Here is a 17169-nt window from a genome sequence, read left to right on the forward strand (position 1 = left end):
CCCTCGCAACACCGGGTCAGATCACCGGGCCTCGGTACCCACCACCTGCGGGTCGACGACCTGCGGCGGGACCTTCTGGTGCGCGGGCCGGACGAAGAAGAACGTCGCGACGACGCCGACCAGCAGCGCGGCCGCGGGCAAGTAGAGCGACTGGCCCATGGCGGTGGCGAAGCCCTCGCGGAGAAACTCCGGCAGCTGTCCCGCCGCGCCGTCCTGCGCGTTCTCGGCGTCGATGCCGGGCAGCTCGGCCGCGAGCCGGGTCTGCAGGAGTGCCCCGATCATCGCCGCGCCGAGGACCGAACCGATGACCCGCAGTGTGTTGTACACGCCGGCACCGGCACCGGCCTGGTGCCACGGCAGGTTGCGGGTGGCGGTCGCCGCCAGCGGCGCCCAGATACCGGCCGAGGCGACACCCATCAGGCACAGCGGCACGACGATCAGCCAGACCGGGGTCTCCGGACGTGCGACGAAACCCAGCCAGGCGGTCGCGATCGCGTTCAGCAGCAACGCCGACGAGACGATGGTCCTTGGATGGATGCGGTCGACCAACCGGCCGACGATCGGGGCCAGGACACCGGTCAGCACGGCCATCGGCACCAGGACAACCGCGGACTCGGTGGGCGACATCCCGCCGACGAGCTGGAGATAGAAGGTCAGCGGGATCATCATCCCCGACACCGCGAATCCCATCGACGCGATGCCGATGGTCGACAGGGAGAAGTTGCGGTCACGGAACAGCGACAGCGGGACCAGTGGCTCGGTACGGATCCGGGACTGCCAGTAGACGAAGAGCGCGAGGATCGCCAGGCCGCCGACGATGAGCACCCAGATCCAGGCGTCCCAGTCGAAGGTCTCCCCCTCCTGGATGCCGAAGACCAGCGCGGACAGGCCGACGGCGGAGAGCGCGACACCGACCCAGTCGAACTGGTGGTCGTTGGTGCTGACCCGGGGTACGAGGACGGCGGCGAGGACGAGACCGACAACGCCGACCGGCAGGTTGACGAAGAAGATCCACTCCCAGCCGAAGGCGTCGGTCAGCACACCGCCGAGCAACGGGCCGACCAGTGTCGCGACACCGGCGACGGTGCCCCACACTCCCATTGCGGCACCGCGCTTCTCGGCCGGGAAGATCCGCGTGATCAGCGCCATCGTCTGCGGGGTGATGAGTGCCGCGCCGACGCCCTGCAGTGCGCGCGCCGCGATCAGTTCGCCGATCGACGACGACAGACCGCACCAGAGACTCGCCACGATGAAGACCGCGAGTCCGAGTTGGTACATCGTCTTGGGTCCGAACTTGTCGCCCAGCCGGCCGGTGATCAGCAGCGGGACGGCGTAGGTGAGCAGGTACGCGCTGGTGACCCAGACGACGCCGTTGACATTGGTGTCGAGATCGGCCTGGATGCGCGGCTGCGCCACCGCCACGATCGTCATGTCGACGAGGATCATGAAGAAGCCCACACAGAGCGCGAGCATCGCGGCCCACGGCCGGGCGGTGACCATCTCGTCGGTGCCCGCGTTCCGGCCGCGGGAGGCGTCGCTCGATCGCATTTCCCCGATGCTAGACCTGTCCGATTCGCGTGCGACCCGTGCGATCACGGGTCGTCGGCGGCGGTCGGGGTGTTTTGTCGCGGGCGATCATTACTGTGGAACCCATGAGCACCGACTCCGAACAGCGCACCGCGTCCGAGGACGAACAGGGTTCGTACGTGATGACGGGCGAGGAGTTCGTCCGGGACACGAAGTACATCGAGACCCGGATCACCGCCGACGGCCGGGACGGCTACCCGGTGGAGGCCGGCCGGTACCGGCTGGTCGCGGCGCGGGCGTGTCCGTGGGCCAATCGGACTCTCATCGTGCGGCGGCTCCTCGGACTCGAGGACGCCATCTCGCTCGGGCTGTGCGGTCCCACGCACGACAAGAACTCCTGGACCTTCGACCTCGATCCCGGCGGAGTGGACCCGGTCCTGCAGATACCCCGGCTCAAAGACGCCTACGAGAAGCGGATTCCGGGCTATCCCAAGGGGATCACCGTGCCCGCGATCGTCGATGTGCCGACCGGCGCGGTCGTCACCAACGACTTCCCGCAGATCACCGTCGACTTCTCGCTGGAATGGACGGCCTTCCACCGCGACGGCGCGCCGGAGCTCTACCCGGAGCGGCTGCGCGACGAGATCGACGAGGTGAGCCACGGCATCTACACCGAGGTCAACAACGGGGTGTACAGATGCGGATTCGCCGGTAGCCAGGACGCCTACGACGCGGCCTACGACCGATTGTTCACCAAGCTCGACGAGCTGTCCGAACGACTGTCGACACAGCGCTACCTGGTCGGCGACACGATCACCGAGGCCGACGTCCGCCTGTTCACCACCCTGGCGCGGTTCGACGCGGTCTATCACGGTCATTTCAAGTGCAATCGCAGCAAGTTGAGTGAGATGCCTGTCCTGTGGGCCTATGCCCGCGACCTGTTCCAGACGCCCGGCTTCGGCGACACCACCGACTTCACTCAGATCAAGCAGCACTATTACATCGTCCACACCGATGTGAACCCCACGCAGATCGTGCCCAAGGGCCCGGACCTGCGCGGCTGGCTCACCGCGCACCACCGCGACGACCTCGGCGGCCGCCCGTTCGGCGACGGCACGCCCCCGGGCCCCCCACGACCCGCCGAGGTCGTGCCCGAACAGGATTGGGTACCCCAGGACATGAGAGACCTGTCATGAAAGACAAGACGACACAGGGAGTTTCGACGGACAAGGGCCGCACGCCGCCCGGTAAGGCCGTCGAGGTGACCGGCGGTCTTCTGGATCGGGCGCAGCGGCTGCAGGCGCCGGCGGTGAAGAAGTACGTGGATTCGCTGCGGCGGAAGTACCCAGACGACTCACCCGCACAGATCGTGGAACGGCTCGAGAAGCGCTATCTGAATGCGGTCACCGGTTCCGGCGGCGCGGTCGGTGCGGCCGCCGCGGTGCCCGGTGTCGGCACGATGACCGCGTTCGGGGCGATGACCGGGGACACGGCGTTCTTCCTCGAGGCGTCGGCGTTGCTGGCGTTGTCGATCGCCGAGGTGCACGGCATACCGGTGCACGAGTCCGAGCGGCGCAAGGCACTCGTCATGACCGTCGCGCTCGGCGAAGAGGGTGTCCTGGCACTCGGCCGGGTGGTCGGTACCGGCGGCGGCGCCTTGCGCAGGCTCGGCGGCGCCGCACTGCCGTCCGGGGCGCTCACCAAGCTGAACAAGACCCTGGTCAACAAGCTCGTCCGGAAATACGCGATCCGCCGGGCGCCGCTGATCTTCGGCAAACTGATGCCCGCCGGGATCGGTGCGGTCATCGGTGGCGCGGGCAGTCGCGCCCTCGGCCGCAAGGTCGTGCACAACGCACGGGATGCGTTCGGACCCGCGCCCCGTACGTGGGTCATCGACGTCGACTTCACCGAGTCGCCCACGCCGGATCCGCTGCCGCCCGGTTCGTGGTGATCGCGGCGCCTCCACCGCCCCCACCACCCGCGGCCGCGCCCGGTTGGATTCGCCGCCTCGTCGGCGAGTCGTGGCGATACCGTCGGGTCGTCGTCATCACGATGACCGTCACCCTGACCGCGGTCGGGGTCGACGTCCTCGTCCCGCTGCTGACCAAGGCAGCGGTCGACCATGCCACCGGCGTCGTCGACGACGGTCTCTCGCTGCGCACCGTCATCGTCGCCCTCGTCGCTCTCGCCGTCCTGCGCTACGTCTGTCATTTCGGCCGGCGGGTGTTCGCCGGCCGACTCGCGGTCAGTGTGCAGAACTCACTGCGCCTCCGACTGCTCGACACCCTGCTGCACCTCGACGGGCGCAGCCAGCACCAGATCCGCACCGGCCAGATCGTGTCCCGGTCCATCACCGACATACAGGTCGTGCAGAGCCTGCTGGCCATGGCGCCGCTGTCTCTCGGTGCCGCGGTGCAGATGGTCGTGGCACTGGTGATCATGGCCTACCTGTCGCCGCTCCTGACCGGCGTGGCGCTGTTGATCGTCCCGCTCATCGCCGTCGAGGTGTGGCGGACCCGGCGCCGCCTGTTCGCGGCGACGTGGTCGGCTCAGCAGTCCGCCGCCGACGTGGCCCAGCACGTCGAGGAGACCGTGACCGGCGTCCGGGTCGTGAAGGGGTTCGGGCAGGAGGAGCGCGCGGTCGACGACCTCGTCGCCCGGTGCCGGACGGTGTTCGCGCGCCGACTGCGTGCCGCGCGGATCAACTCGCGGTTCGCCCCGACCCTGGCCGCCATCCCGCAGTTGGGCATGGTCGGGGTGATCGTGGTGGGCGGCTACCTCACGATGACCGGCGCGATCACCGCCGGCACCTTTCTCGCGTTCAGCACCTACGTCGCCACCATGACGGGTATCGCCCGGCTGCTGACGAATCTCATCGTCAACGCGCAACTGGCCCGCGCGGCGGTCGAACGCGTCTATGACGTGATCGACCACCCCCACGACCCGGGCGACGCGGCGACCGGCACGTTGCCCGACGGTCCCCTGGGCGTCGAACTCGCCGGCGTGGGCTTCGCCCACCACACCCACGACGCCGACGACCCGCCGGCGGTCCTGTCCGGGATCGACCTCCGGATCGAACCGGGCGAATGTGTGGCGATCGTGGGTCCGCCCGGGTCCGGGAAGTCGACCATCGCCGATCTGGTGAGCCGCTTCGAACGGCCCGACACCGGGACGATCTCCCTGCTCGGTTCGAGCGCCGGAGATGACCCGACCCCGACCCGCCACCGGATCGACGAACTCGCCCCCGAGTCCCTCCACCGAGCCGTCGCGGTGGTCTTCGACGAGCCATTCCTTTTCTCGGACACCATCACCGCCAACATCGCGATGGGCCCGGCGGCGACGCACCCCGATGCCGCCGACCGGGTGCGGGCGGCGGCCGTCGCCGCCGACGCCGCCGAGTTCGTCGACGCTCTGCCCGACGGGTACGACACGGTCATCGGCGAACGCGGACTCACCCTGTCGGGCGGGCAACGCCAGCGCATCGCGCTGGCGCGGGCACTCTTCGCCGATCCGCGCATCCTCGTGCTCGACGACGCGACGTCCGCGGTGGACGCGACCACCGAGGCACGCATCCTGGGCGGGTTGCGCAGCCGGCGCGCCACGATGCTGGTCCTGGCCCATCGGCGGTCGACGCTCGTCCTCGCCGATCGCGTCGCCGTGCTCGACGACGGCCGGATCACGGCGCTGGGGACGCTCGCCGAACTCGAAGCGACCTCACCGCGATTCCGCGAACTCATGTCGAGTACCGCGCATATGGCCCCCGACGGGGTCACCGGAGCGGCCACGATCGCCGACACCGCACCGCCGACCGCGGCCGACATCGAGAACCTCTGGCCCAGAGTCGAACCCGGTTCCGCTGACGCGGTGGCCACGACCTCTTCCGCGGCCGGGGCGGGCTCGCGCACCGGTCGGGGTGGCGGCGTCGCCAGCGCGCTCGGTTCGATGCCGGCCACACCGGAACTCCAGGCCTCCGTGGACGCACTCCCGCCGGCGGTGGAGCGTCCGGAGACCGACGTCGACGCCGCTCGACGCGAGGACCCGGACTTCACACTGCGCGGACTCCTCGCACCTGTCCGATGGCTGCTCGCCGCTGCGCTGCTCGCCATCGCGGTCGACACCCTCGTCGGCCTGGCGTTCCCGAGCATCGCGCGTGCGGTCATCGATGCGACCGGTCACACCGAACGATCGACGCTGCTGTGGGCCGCGCTCGGCGGCGTCGCGCTGGTGGGCGTCGGCTGGGTCGCCGCGAGATCGATGACCATCACTTCGACCAGAGCGGGCGAGCGCGTGCTTTTCGGACTGCGGATCCGCAGCTACGCCCACATCCAGCGGCTCGGACTCGACTACTACGAGCGGGAACTGTCGGGTCGGATCATGACGCGGATGACGACCGACATCGACGCATTGTCGACGTTCCTGCAGACCGGGCTCACCTCGGCGATCGTGGCGGTGCTGACCCTCATCGGCGTCGGCGTCGCGCTCCTGATCACCGGCCCGCTGCTCGGCCTGCTCGTCCTGCCGGTCTTCCCCCTCCTGATAGCCGCGACCATCGTCTTCCGACGCGTCGCGAGTCGCGCGTACACCCGCTCGCGCGAACTGATCAGCATCGTCAACGCCGACTTCCAGGAGAACATCGCCGGGATCAAGACCACCCAGACCTACCTGCGCACCGACAGCGCTCAGGTGCGGTTCGCCCAGCGTTCCGCCGAGTGGGTCGCGGCCCGGATGGTGTCACAGCGGGCGATCGCCGCCTACTTCCCGCTGATCCAGCTCATGTCCGACATCGCCACCGCGATCGCGCTCGGCGTCGGCGCCGGGCAGGTGGCGTCCGGTTCGCTGTCGGCGGGCACCCTCGTGGCCTTCGTCCTCTACCTGACGATGCTCTTCGGCCCGGTTCAGCAGCTGTCGCAGGTCTTCGACGGCTACCAGCAGGCTGCGGTGGGTCTCCGACGGATCGGCGACCTGCTGCGCACGCCGAGTTCGCTGCGCACGTCCCCGCGGGCCGAGTCGCCACCGGACGACGGCTTCGACGGCGTCGTCGACTTCGAGCGCGTGGGTTTCCGCTATCAGGGTTCGGTCACGGACGCGCTGTCCGGTGTCGACCTGCACATCCCGGCCGGTTCGTCCCTGGCCCTCGTCGGCCGGACCGGTGCCGGGAAGTCGACGATCGTCAAACTCCTGGCCCGCTTCTACGATCCGACCGCCGGACGCGTCGCCGTCGACGGCACCGACATCGGCGACTACGAACTCGCGGGGTACCGCAGGCGACTCGGACTCGTCCCGCAGGAACCGCATCTCTTCACCGGCACGGTCGCCGAGAACATCGCTTACGGCCGGCCCGGTGCCGATCGTGCGGCGATCGTCGACGCCGCGGCAGCGGTCGGCGCGTTGCGCATGATCGCCGCCCTGCCCGGCCGGATGAACCATCCGATCGGCGAACGCGGCCAGGGTCTGAGCTCGGGACAACGTCAGCTCATCGCGCTGGCGCGGGCCGAACTCGTCGAACCCGACCTACTGCTGCTCGACGAGGCGACCGCGACCCTCGACCAGGCGACCGAGGCACAGGTGCTCGCCGCCGGGCGCGCGGTGACCCGGCACCGCACCTCGGTGATCGTCGCCCACCGGCTGGCCACCGCGGCCCGCGCCGACGCCATCGCGGTGGTGGACGGCGGGCGGATCGTCGAGCTCGGAACACACGAGGAATTGCTCGCGTTGGGACAGAGGTACCGCGGCTTCTGGGATGCCGGTGTCGATCCCGACGAGCCGGCGGTGCCCGACCCCGATGCACCCGCTCCGACCAGCGCACGGACCGCCGCCACCACGGCCGTGCGGGCCACTTCGGACCTGACTCCGTAGTAACAGGTCGGTCAGCGCGAGCGAGTCGACGACGCGTACCATCGGCAGTTGGTTCACCGATAGTCTCCACAAGAGACGACGCGTGGCAGAGAACCCGGCACCTTCAGGGAATTGAGGCGAGATACCGCTGTGAGCAGCAGTTCGATTTCAGACTTCGGACAGAACACGTGGCTGGTCGAGGAAATGTACCAGCAGTACAAAGAAGATCCGAACTCGGTCGATCCGAGTTGGCACGAACTTCTGAAGAACTACGAGCCCGGCGACAACGGCGGCTCCGCCGCAGCCGCCTCCGCGCCCGCGAAATCCGCAAAGTCTTCCGCCACAACGACTTCCACCTCCTCCTCGGCCACCTCCTCCGCGGCCAGCTCATCCTCTGCGCCGACCACGAGTTCGTCGACCAACGGGTCGGCGCGCACCTCCGCCGCTGGGGCCGCCGAGGCCGCGCCGCGCAAGCAGGTCACCCTGGATCAACCCCCGGCCCGCACCGCACCGCGCAAGCCCGCGCCCGCCAAGGAGGCGACCGCCACGAAGGCCGCATCCGGCCACAGCGTCGCGAGCCGTGACGGTTCGGCTCGCTCCCAGCCCAAGCCCACCAAGGACTCGGGTACGACCGCCGCACCCGAGGCCCAGAAGTCCGAGAACGCAGACGGCAACAAGGTACTGCGCGGCCCCGCCGCGGCCATCGCGAAGAACATGGCGCTGTCATTGCAGATCCCGACGGCCACCAGCGTCCGGGCGGTACCGGCCAAGGCGATGATCGACAACCGGATCGTCGTCAACAACCATCTCGCACGCACCCGCGGCGGCAAGATCAGCTTCACCCACATCCTGGGCTACGCGATCGTCCAGGCCATCAAGGCGTTCCCGAACATGAACCGGCACTTCGCCGAGATCGACGGAAAGCCCAACGTGGTCACCCCGGCCCACACCAACCTCGGGCTGGCGATCGACCTGGTCGGCAAGGACGGCAACCGCACGCTCGTCGTCGCCGCGATCAAGCAGTGCGAGACCATGGGGTTCGCCGAGTTCTACACCGCGTACCAGGACATCGTCCGGCGCGCACGCGACGGCAAGCTCGGCGCCGATGACTTCTCCGGCGTCACCATCTCGCTCACCAATCCCGGCACCATCGGCACCGTGCACTCGGTTCCGCGCCTGATGAAGGGACAGGGCGCCATCATCGGCGCGGGCGCAATGGAGTACCCGGCCGAGTTCCAAGGCGCGAGCGACGAGCAGATCGCCGAGCTCGGCGTCGGCAAGCTCATGACCCTGACGTCGACCTACGATCACCGGATCATCCAGGGCGCGGAGTCGGGCGACTTCCTCCGCACTATTCACGAACTGCTGATCGACGACGCGTTCTACGACGAGATCTTCACCGCGTTCCACGTGCCCTACGAGCCGATCCGGTGGCGCCGGGACCTACCGGCCGGTCTGGTCGACAAGAGCACCCGTGTGCTCGAGCTGATCGCTGCCTACCGCAGCCGCGGCCACCTGATGGCCGACATCGATCCGCTCATGATGGACAGTGACGCGCGCAGCAGCCATCCGGATCTCGACATCCAGAACTACGGCCTGACCCTGTGGGATCTCGATCGCACTTTCAAGGTCGGCGGGTTCCACGGCCAGGAGAGGATGAAGCTGCGGGACGTGCTGTCGATCCTGCGCGACGCGTACTGCCGACACGTCGGTGTCGAGTACACCCACATCCTCGAACCCGAACAGCAGAAGTGGCTGCAGGAACGTGTCGAGATCAAGCACGTCAAGCCGCCGGTCGGCGAGCAGAAGTACATCCTGAGCAAGCTCAACGCCGCCGAGGCCTTCGAGACCTTCCTGCAGACCAAGTACGTCGGCCAGAAGCGGTTCTCGCTCGAGGGCGCGGAATCGGTCATCCCGATGATGGACGCGGTGATCGACCAGAGCGCTGAGCACAGCCTCTCCGAGGTCGTCATCGCCATGCCGCACCGTGGCCGCCTGAACGTGCTCGCGAACATCGTCGGCAAGCCGTACTCGAAGATCTTCACCGAGTTCGAGGGCAACCTGAATCCGTCGCAGGCACACGGGTCGGGCGACGTGAAATACCACCTCGGCGCCGAGGGCAAGTACTACCAGATGTTCGGCGACAACGAGATCAACGTGTCGCTGACCGCCAACCCGAGCCACCTCGAGGCCGTCGACCCGGTGCTCGAGGGTCTGGTGCGCGCCAAGCAGGATCTCATGGACGACGACGATCGGTTCCCGATCCTGCCGCTCATGCTGCACGGTGACGCGGCGTTCGCCGGTCAGGGTGTGGTCGCCGAGACGCTCAACATGGCGATGCTGCCCGGGTACCGCACCGGCGGCACCGTGCACATCGTGGTCAACAACCAGGTCGGCTTCACCACCGCCCCGGAGCACTCACGGTCGACCGAGTACTGCACCGACGTGGCGAAGATGATCGGTGCGCCGATCTTCCACGTCAACAGCGACGACCCGGAGGCCTGTGTCTGGGTGGCCAAGCTCGCCGTGGACTACCGGCAGACGTACAACAAGGACGTCGTCATCGACCTCGTGTGCTTCCGCCGCCGCGGACACAACGAAGGCGACGACCCCTCGATGACGCAGCCGGCGATGTACGAGGTGATCGACACCAAGCGCGGCGTCCGCAAGAGCTACACCGAGGCCCTGATCGGCCGCGGTGACATCTCGACCAAGGAGGCCGAGGACGCCCTGCGCGACTACCAGGGCCAACTCGAACGCGTCTTCAACGAGGTCAAGGAACTCGAGAAGTTCAGTGTCGAGCCGTCGCCCTCCGTCGAGTCCGACCAGACGCTGCCGACGAAGCTGGTGACCGCGGTCGACAGCAAGACACTCGAGCTCATCGGCGACGCGTTCGTCAACGTCCCCGACGGCTTCACCCCGCACCCGCGCGTCAAGCCGGTCCTGGAGCGTCGCGCCGAGGCCGCGCGCAAGGGCAACATCGACTGGGCGTTCGCGGAACTGCTGGCGTTCGGATCGCTGGTCATGGAGGGACGCACCGTCCGCCTGTCCGGGCAGGATTCGAGGCGCGGCACGTTCACCCAGCGCCACTCGGTGCTCATCGACCGCACCACGGGTTCGGAGTACACCCCGCTGAATCATCTCGAGCCCGCCGGTGACGAGGGCAGCGGTGGTCGCTTCATGGTCTACGACTCGCCTCTCTCGGAGTTCGGTGTCGTCGGCTTCGAATACGGCTATTCCGTGGGCAATCCGGACGCGCTCGTCGTGTGGGAAGCGCAGTTCGGCGACTTCGTCAACGGCGCCCAGCCGATCATCGACGAGTTCATCTCGTCCGGTGAGGCCAAGTGGGGCCAGCTCTCCGATGTCGTGCTGCTGCTGCCGCATGGCCACGAGGGACAGGGACCCGACCACACCTCGGGCCGCATCGAGCGCTTCCTGCAGCTGTGTGCCGAGGGTTCGATGACGGTGGCGCTGCCCTCGACGCCGGCGAGCTACTTCCACTTGTTGCGGCGCCACGTGCTCGACGGCATCAGCCGTCCGCTCATCGTCTTCACCCCGAAGTCGATGTTGCGCAACAAGGCCGCGGTCAGTCCGGTGGAGGACTTCACCGAGGACAAGTTCCGGTCGGTCATCGACGATCCGCACTTCGCCAAGGACGGCGCCGACCGCAGCAAGGTGAAGCGGGTGCTGCTGGTGAGCGGAAAGCTCTACTACGAGCTCGCCGCCCGCCGCGACAAGGAGAAGCGCGAGGACATCGCGATCGTGCGCATCGAGCAGCTCTACCCGGTGCCGCACCGCCGCCTCCGTACGACGCTCGAGCAGTACGACAACGCGAGCGAGTTCCGCTGGGTCCAGGAAGAGCCCGCCAACCAGGGTCCGTGGCCGTTCCTCGGCCTCTGGTTGCCCGAGGTGCTCCCGGAATTGCTCGGCCGCCTGCGCCGGGTGTCGCGCCGTGCGATGTCCGCACCGTCGTCGGGATCGAGCAAGGTCCATGCGGTCGAACAGCAGGAGATCATCGACGAGGCCTTCGGCGAGTAGCAGCGTTCGACGACTGCGGCCACCAGCCCTCGGGGTTGGTGGTCGCAGTCGTCGGTGCGGCTAGCTCAGCCGGGACTCGCAGATGTCGGCGGCGGCGGCCACGGCCTTGTCCGGGGAGGTCATCTGCCGCGCGAAAGCAGCGGCCGCCGAACGGGTCTCGTCGGCGAGCACACTCGCCAGCCTCATGCGTGCCTCGTCGTCGGTGAAGCTCGACAGTCGTACGGTCTCCCCCACGCGTAGTGCTCGGACCCGCTCGCCCCAGAACGGCTGATCAGCGGTGACCGCGCAGACGAGGGTCGGCAGACCGGCCCGCAGGCTCGCCGCGGTGGTTCCGGCGCCGCCGTGATGCACCGCGGCCACGCACCGAGGCAGGACCGACGCGTGATCGACGCCGCGGGCGTGGAACACGTCGGGATCGTCGGGGTCGACTCCGGTCACGTCTCCCATCGCAATCAGGCAGCGCACTCCCAGGGCCCGCGCCGCGGCCCGCCACCGTGCGCTCAGCACCTGCGGGTCGAGGACCGGCATGCTCCCGAAGGTGACGAACAGCGGAGGTTCACCGGCATCCAGCCACCGGGCGAGATCGGTTGCGTCGGAACCGATCTCAGAAATTCCCGCCCGACTGGCCGCCGGCAGGTCGAAGAACCCGACAATGGGTTTGCGCTCGTCCCACTCCTCGGCGAGACCCGGCACGACCGCCGGATCGTAGGCCTGGATCTGCCGGACCCCGTCGGCGCTGAGTCGGCGCGGCAACGGTCGCCGACTCGGGGGAAGCCCGATCCGGCGTCGGAAGCGATTCTCGTTCCAGCCCGTTCCCGCCCAGGTCAACCGGTCGGCGATGCGCCACGATCGGCGCTTCCACTCCGGCGACCAGCGTTCGGTCAGCCCGGGAACGGCACCGATGAGTCCGTTCTCCGACATCGGGCCGTACCTGAGAACAGTCAGCGGGATGCCCAGATGATCGGACACCGCGGCCCCTCGATCCTGGCAGAGCGGCGCGACGACGAGGAGATCGGTGCCGGCCAACGGAGCGGACCGCGTTGTGAACAGACGCTCGAGGTCCGCGTCGAGAGCGTCGAATCCGCCTCGGACGGTGCGCACCGCGAACATCAACCGCGCCAGCGGGTTGCGTTTGCCACGCGCCGCCCGTGCGTCCTCCGACGACCAGGCCGCATCGGAGTCGAGGCCTATCTCACGGACGTCGCCCACCCCGGTCGCGCGCGCGAGGCCCGACAGGTTCGGCGGGACGAGCACACTGACGCGGTGACCCCGCTTCTGGAGTTCGAGGGCCAGGCAGATGCCGGGCTGGATGTCGCCCCGGCTGCCGTACAGGACGATCGAGACGTGTCGGGCGGTCACCAGAATCGATGCCCGATCCGCCACGCGGTCAACTCGTCCGCGATGAGCGTGCGCAATCCGTCGGGGTCGCCGAAGTCGTCGGGGTCGATGCCGAAGAAGGTGAGCGTGACGGTGTCGCCGTAGGTGACCGCCCACGCGGCGATCGCCGGCCCGCGGACGCGCCGCTCCTGCGCCGGCATCCCCTGCATCACCGCGCGGATGGCGAACCCGGACGCCGTCCGACCCCCGATGCGCAACGCCGAATCCGGAGTCGTCCCCAGATTCGACACAGTCGTGTCGGGTCCGGGGATCCCGCGCATCAGCCGGCCGATGAGTCGCCGGGGCAGCATCCGGACGATCGGCTGCAGGTTGTCGGCGACCTGATCGGCCCCGGAGTCGGCATAGTCGACGAAGGCCCGCTTGCTCGATGACCGGATGGTGGTCAGGTCGGTGTCCGGTTCGACGGGGTCGGCGAGCCGGATCCACACCCCGCCCGACGCGTTGGCCCGGTTGTCGTCCTCACCGTCACGCGTGCTGACCGCGAGACACACCTTCATCGGACCGGTGATCGGACGGCCCGAGCGATGCACGATACCGGCGAGCAACGCAGTGAACAGCGAGTTCCCGGTGCCACCGTGCTCGGCGGCGCGCGCCGCCCACTCGGTTGCCGAGACGTCGACAGTCGCCAGCGTCGTGTCCGGGTCGGGCCCGGACCGAGGCCGCCCCGAACCGGTGGTGTGCGACGCGCGCGGAGCGGATCCGGTATCGGCGGGCTTCGACGCCCGGGCCTCGCGGATCAGGATCCGCACGGATCGCGCCGCCGCACGCACCGAGGCCGCGGCGTCGGCGGCGTCGATGCGGACCACGTCCCAGAAGGGTCCACCGTCGGCGGCGGCGGGAAGGCTCGCGGTCCGGCCCGCCGCGGCGTCGGCCACCAACCGGTACAGACCGTGGCCGTCGGTGATCATGTGGGAGGCGAGCAACGACACCGCGCGACCGCCGCCGCGGATCCGCGCCGAGTCCAGCTGCCAGCCGATTCCTCGCACCGGATCGAGACGACTCGCCCGGAGCACCGCGTCGGCCCACTGTCCGACGCCGTCCGCGTCGACGACCTCCACGGGCGCGGTAGGGACGGGCAGTGGCGACCGTACCCAGCGGTGCCGGGCGAAGGGGACCCGACGGCGGGACACGGCCCGGTGCAGCGGCCCGGCCGCCAGTCCTGCGCGCAGCGAGTCGATCGCCGCGTCCCCCGGGTCGTCGTCGAAGACCCAGGTGATCTGGATGGGGGCACCCATCCCGAACAGTTCGGCGACGAGCAGATAGGACTCGTCGGGCCCGGTGACACGAAGGACCTCGGCGGGCCGGGTCTCGATTGCAGTTGTCGTCACGTCTTCTCCTCGGCTTCACCAGATCTCATGAGGCAACCCCCATGCCGTCAGTTCCCGGTCGAGCAGGTCGGCGACCACGGCGTCGGAGGAGAAACTCGTCTCGTCGCACCCGAGCACGGTGAACGTCACCTGATCCCGGGTGCGGACCAGCCACGATTGGACGCCGTCGCCGAAGCGCTGCCCCGCCGAGGCGTCGACCCCCTGCGCCATGCCGCGAAAGGCGACCTTGCGCGCCGACCTGCCACCGAGCACCGTCGCCTCCGGCGGTACGTCGCCGAGGTTGGAGATCACCGCGTCGGGAATGCCGTTGCCCGCACTGACGATCTTGACGATCACCGCCGGCGGCAGGAACCAGGCCAGCGGACGCAGGTGGATGTGTGGCGCCCGGCGGCCCTCCGACAGACGGACGAAGGCCGCCTTGCACGCGGACCGGATACCGCCGAGATCGCCGCCCGCGACCGGCTCGTCGGTGAGATACACCGACACGCCCGCGATCGGGTTGGACCTGGTGTCGTCCTCGCTCTCCCGACGGTCGACCGGCACCCCGACCTTGATCGGATCTGGCAGCGGCGCATGGCCACTCGAGCGGAGCAGACCGCTGACGACCGCGATGAACAGGGTGTTGGCGGTGCCGTCGTGTTCGGTGGCGACCCGGTCGAAGTCGGTTGCCGGGATGGTCGCCGTCGCCCACGTGAAGTCTGCGGCCGGCGAGCGTTCGGCGATCGGTGCGCGGACCGGCCGCGGGTCGGGTTCGGCTCCACCGCTCTTGCGCCGTTCGAGTGCCGCCCGCGCGATCCCGGTGACGACCGCGACGGCCTGCGATCCGGCGTCCACGACGTCGCCGGCCCGCCGGCGACGCCACGAGACCGTCGGGAAGGGGGTCTGGCCGGCCGCTGCGGTTCCGGAACCGGACTCCGGGTCGAGCGGTACCTCCGATGCCGCAGCGGCCTCGGCCGCGGCCGCCAGCATGCCGCGGCCGTCGGTGACCACGTGCAGGGCACACAACGACACCACCGTGCCGCCCGACGCGGTGGGAACCGTTCGCAACCGCCAGCACCGCCCGCCCTCGGCGTCGAGGGGAACCGAGGACATCTCGCCGGTCGCCCAGTCGTCGATCTCCGCCTCCGACACCGGCCGGCTGTCGGCTGCCAGCCCCGGGGCATCGGGCGCGGCGACCCACCGCGGTCGCGCCCCGACGACCCCCGGCACGACGAGCATGCGGTTCAGACGCCCCCGTGCGAGGGCCGCGTTCATCGACGCCAGGGCGTCGACGGAGACCTCGTCGTCGAACACCCAGACCAGCTGGAGCACGACCGACCAGCCCAGCGCCGGCGTGACGAACCAGAACGGCGCGTCCTCAGAGGTCAACCGCTCTCCCCGGAACGCCGACCCCCGGGCGCGCAGCCGCGCCGCGACGCCTCGCAGACCCTGACCCGCCCCCGGCTGCCCGGCGTCGGGTTGCTCTGCCATGCGCGACCCCATCGTCGTCATACGTCCACCTTTGTTCCGCTGTGCACCTGTGGGCTCCGCGAGTGCGGCTCCCCCGTGCTCGACCTTCTCACCGAACCCTCGATCTCGCGCACGGCATGCCCGAGGGCAGCGTCCTCGTCGACCAGGACAGCACGTAGCCGTCCCGCCCGACGGGCGACCGACGGGTCGAGCATCGATCGAACGGCACCGCACAACCGATCGACGTCCAGGCCATCCCGCGCGCGGGCCATCGGCATGGACACGCCGACTCCCAGTCGTTCGAGTTCGGCGCCCCAGAACGGCTGATCGGCGCCGTACCAGCAGATCACCGAGGGCCGGCCCGCGCGGAGAACGGCCGCGGTGGTGCCGGCGCCGCCGTGATGGACCACGACCGCGCACCTGCCGAAGACGGCCCGATGATCGACCTGCGACTCGATGCGCACCGCGGCCGACTCCACCCCCGCCCGCACGTCCGCATCCAACTCGGTCCAGCCCGCACACATCAGCACACGGCGACCGAGCCGGCGACCGAGTTCGGCGACTGCCTCGAGTGTGGCCTTCTGCCCCCGCAGCGGCATGCTGCCGAAGCCGACGTAGATCGGGGCGTCGCCGGCATCGAGCCACTCCGTCAGCGCCACCGCCCGCGCCTCCGCACGAGCCGCCGGCGTAGCGGACCCGGAACCACCGATCCCGCGGCGTACCCCGGGGGATCCGAGAAACCCGACCGAGGGCCGGGGACGCCTTCTGCTGTCGGATGCCCACCCCGGTTCCGAATCGACTCCGAAGAGCGGATCATAGGCCTGCAACTCCACACCCGGCGCGGCGCGCAGGCGCGCGAGGAAACATCTCGACGTCGCCGGCAGCCCGAGTCGGGTTCGCAATCGGGCGTCCCGCCCACGGGTCAGGAGGGTGAACGCGGCGTCGTACACGGCCCATTGGATCCGGATGGAACGCGAGCCGCCGCCGACGTGACCCGGCACCGGACCGACCTTTCTGTTGCGCCGGACCGGCGCGTGATGCACCGACACCAGGGGCACCCCCGCCCCCTCGGCGAACGCCAGGGCCGGCTGTTCGGTGACCAGCCCGGTGACGATCACATCGGCACCGGCGACAACCTCGGCCATGTCCGTGACGAGCTGGTCCCATCCCACGTTCCGTAAGGACAGCACCGCGCGGAACCGTCGGATCGGATTGCGTCCGGCGCTCGTACGCGCGCTGGTGACCGTCTCGATATGAGCGCGCGTGTCCATTCCCAGGGCCATCACGTCGACGCCGCCGACACCGCTCGTCCACCCCTTCGCGGAATCGGCGAGGTTGGGCGGAACCCCCAGACAGACGTCGTGCCCGCGTCGGGCGAGTGCCCGCGCCAGGATCGTCGCCGGTTGTACGTCCCCGCGGGTTCCGTTGATCACGAACGCGATTCTCATGCCGAGCACCTCGTGATCCGGGTCTCCGACCCCGCACTGATCCGCGTCTCCGACCCCACCATGATCCGGGTCTCCGACCCCGCGCCCCGATGACCGAGCGTGTCTAGAATCGGTCCCGATCCACCGGCGACGCGGCGGTGACGAGT

9 protein-coding genes are annotated in these 17169 nt (G+C 69.4%); 4 read left to right on the forward strand and 5 right to left on the reverse strand.

Going from position 1 to position 17169, the window contains the following annotated elements; all coding sequences use genetic code 11:
• Positions 1-21: 21 nt before the first annotated feature.
• Positions 22-1548, reverse strand: a complete 1527-nt coding sequence (locus ACFW3F_RS12990) for an MFS transporter (protein ID WP_388057889.1) — start codon at positions 1546-1548, stop codon at positions 22-24.
• 104 nt (positions 1549-1652) lie between these two features.
• Between ACFW3F_RS12990 and ACFW3F_RS12995 the strand changes: the two genes are divergently transcribed.
• The 4 genes from ACFW3F_RS12995 (at position 1653) to ACFW3F_RS13010 (ending at position 11400) form a co-directional block, all read left to right on the forward strand.
• Entirely contained in the window at positions 1653-2723 is a 1071-nt protein-coding gene (locus ACFW3F_RS12995; protein ID WP_388057891.1) for a glutathione S-transferase family protein, read from the forward strand.
• A complete protein-coding gene (locus ACFW3F_RS13000) occupies positions 2720-3478 on the forward strand; it encodes a hypothetical protein (protein ID WP_388057892.1) in 759 nt (252 codons plus the stop codon). Before ACFW3F_RS12995 ends, ACFW3F_RS13000 begins: the two co-directional genes overlap by 4 nt.
• Positions 3472-7383, forward strand: a complete 3912-nt coding sequence (locus ACFW3F_RS13005; RefSeq protein WP_388057894.1) for an ABC transporter ATP-binding protein — start codon at positions 3472-3474, stop codon at positions 7381-7383. Before ACFW3F_RS13000 ends, ACFW3F_RS13005 begins: the two co-directional genes overlap by 7 nt.
• A 183-nt stretch (positions 7384-7566) precedes the next feature.
• Positions 7567-11400 (forward strand): multifunctional oxoglutarate decarboxylase/oxoglutarate dehydrogenase thiamine pyrophosphate-binding subunit/dihydrolipoyllysine-residue succinyltransferase subunit, encoded by a 3834-nt coding sequence (locus ACFW3F_RS13010; RefSeq protein ID WP_388057985.1) that lies wholly within the window; start codon positions 7567-7569, stop codon positions 11398-11400.
• Between the two features lie 60 nt (positions 11401-11460).
• Here ACFW3F_RS13010 and ACFW3F_RS13015 read toward each other — a convergent pair whose 3' ends face one another.
• From ACFW3F_RS13015 to ACFW3F_RS13030, 4 genes are read right to left on the reverse strand one after another with little or no spacing between them, the layout of a single operon-like run.
• Entirely contained in the window at positions 11461-12759 is a 1299-nt protein-coding gene (locus ACFW3F_RS13015) for a glycosyltransferase (RefSeq protein WP_388057987.1), read from the reverse strand.
• Positions 12756-14126, reverse strand: a complete 1371-nt coding sequence (locus ACFW3F_RS13020; protein WP_388057896.1) for a hypothetical protein — start codon at positions 14124-14126, stop codon at positions 12756-12758. The genes ACFW3F_RS13015 and ACFW3F_RS13020 overlap by 4 nt, the downstream gene beginning before the upstream one ends.
• A gap of 15 nt (positions 14127-14141) precedes the next feature.
• Positions 14142-15596 (reverse strand): hypothetical protein, encoded by a 1455-nt coding sequence (locus ACFW3F_RS13025; protein WP_388057898.1) that lies wholly within the window; start codon positions 15594-15596, stop codon positions 14142-14144.
• A 17-nt stretch (positions 15597-15613) separates the two neighbouring features.
• A complete protein-coding gene (locus tag ACFW3F_RS13030) occupies positions 15614-17023 on the reverse strand; it encodes a glycosyltransferase (RefSeq protein ID WP_388057900.1) in 1410 nt (469 codons plus the stop codon).
• Positions 17024-17169: the final 146 nt, after the last annotated feature.

This window comes from Gordonia sp. NPDC058843, from assembly GCF_042743165.1.
GTDB lineage: Bacteria > Actinomycetota > Actinomycetes > Mycobacteriales > Mycobacteriaceae > Gordonia.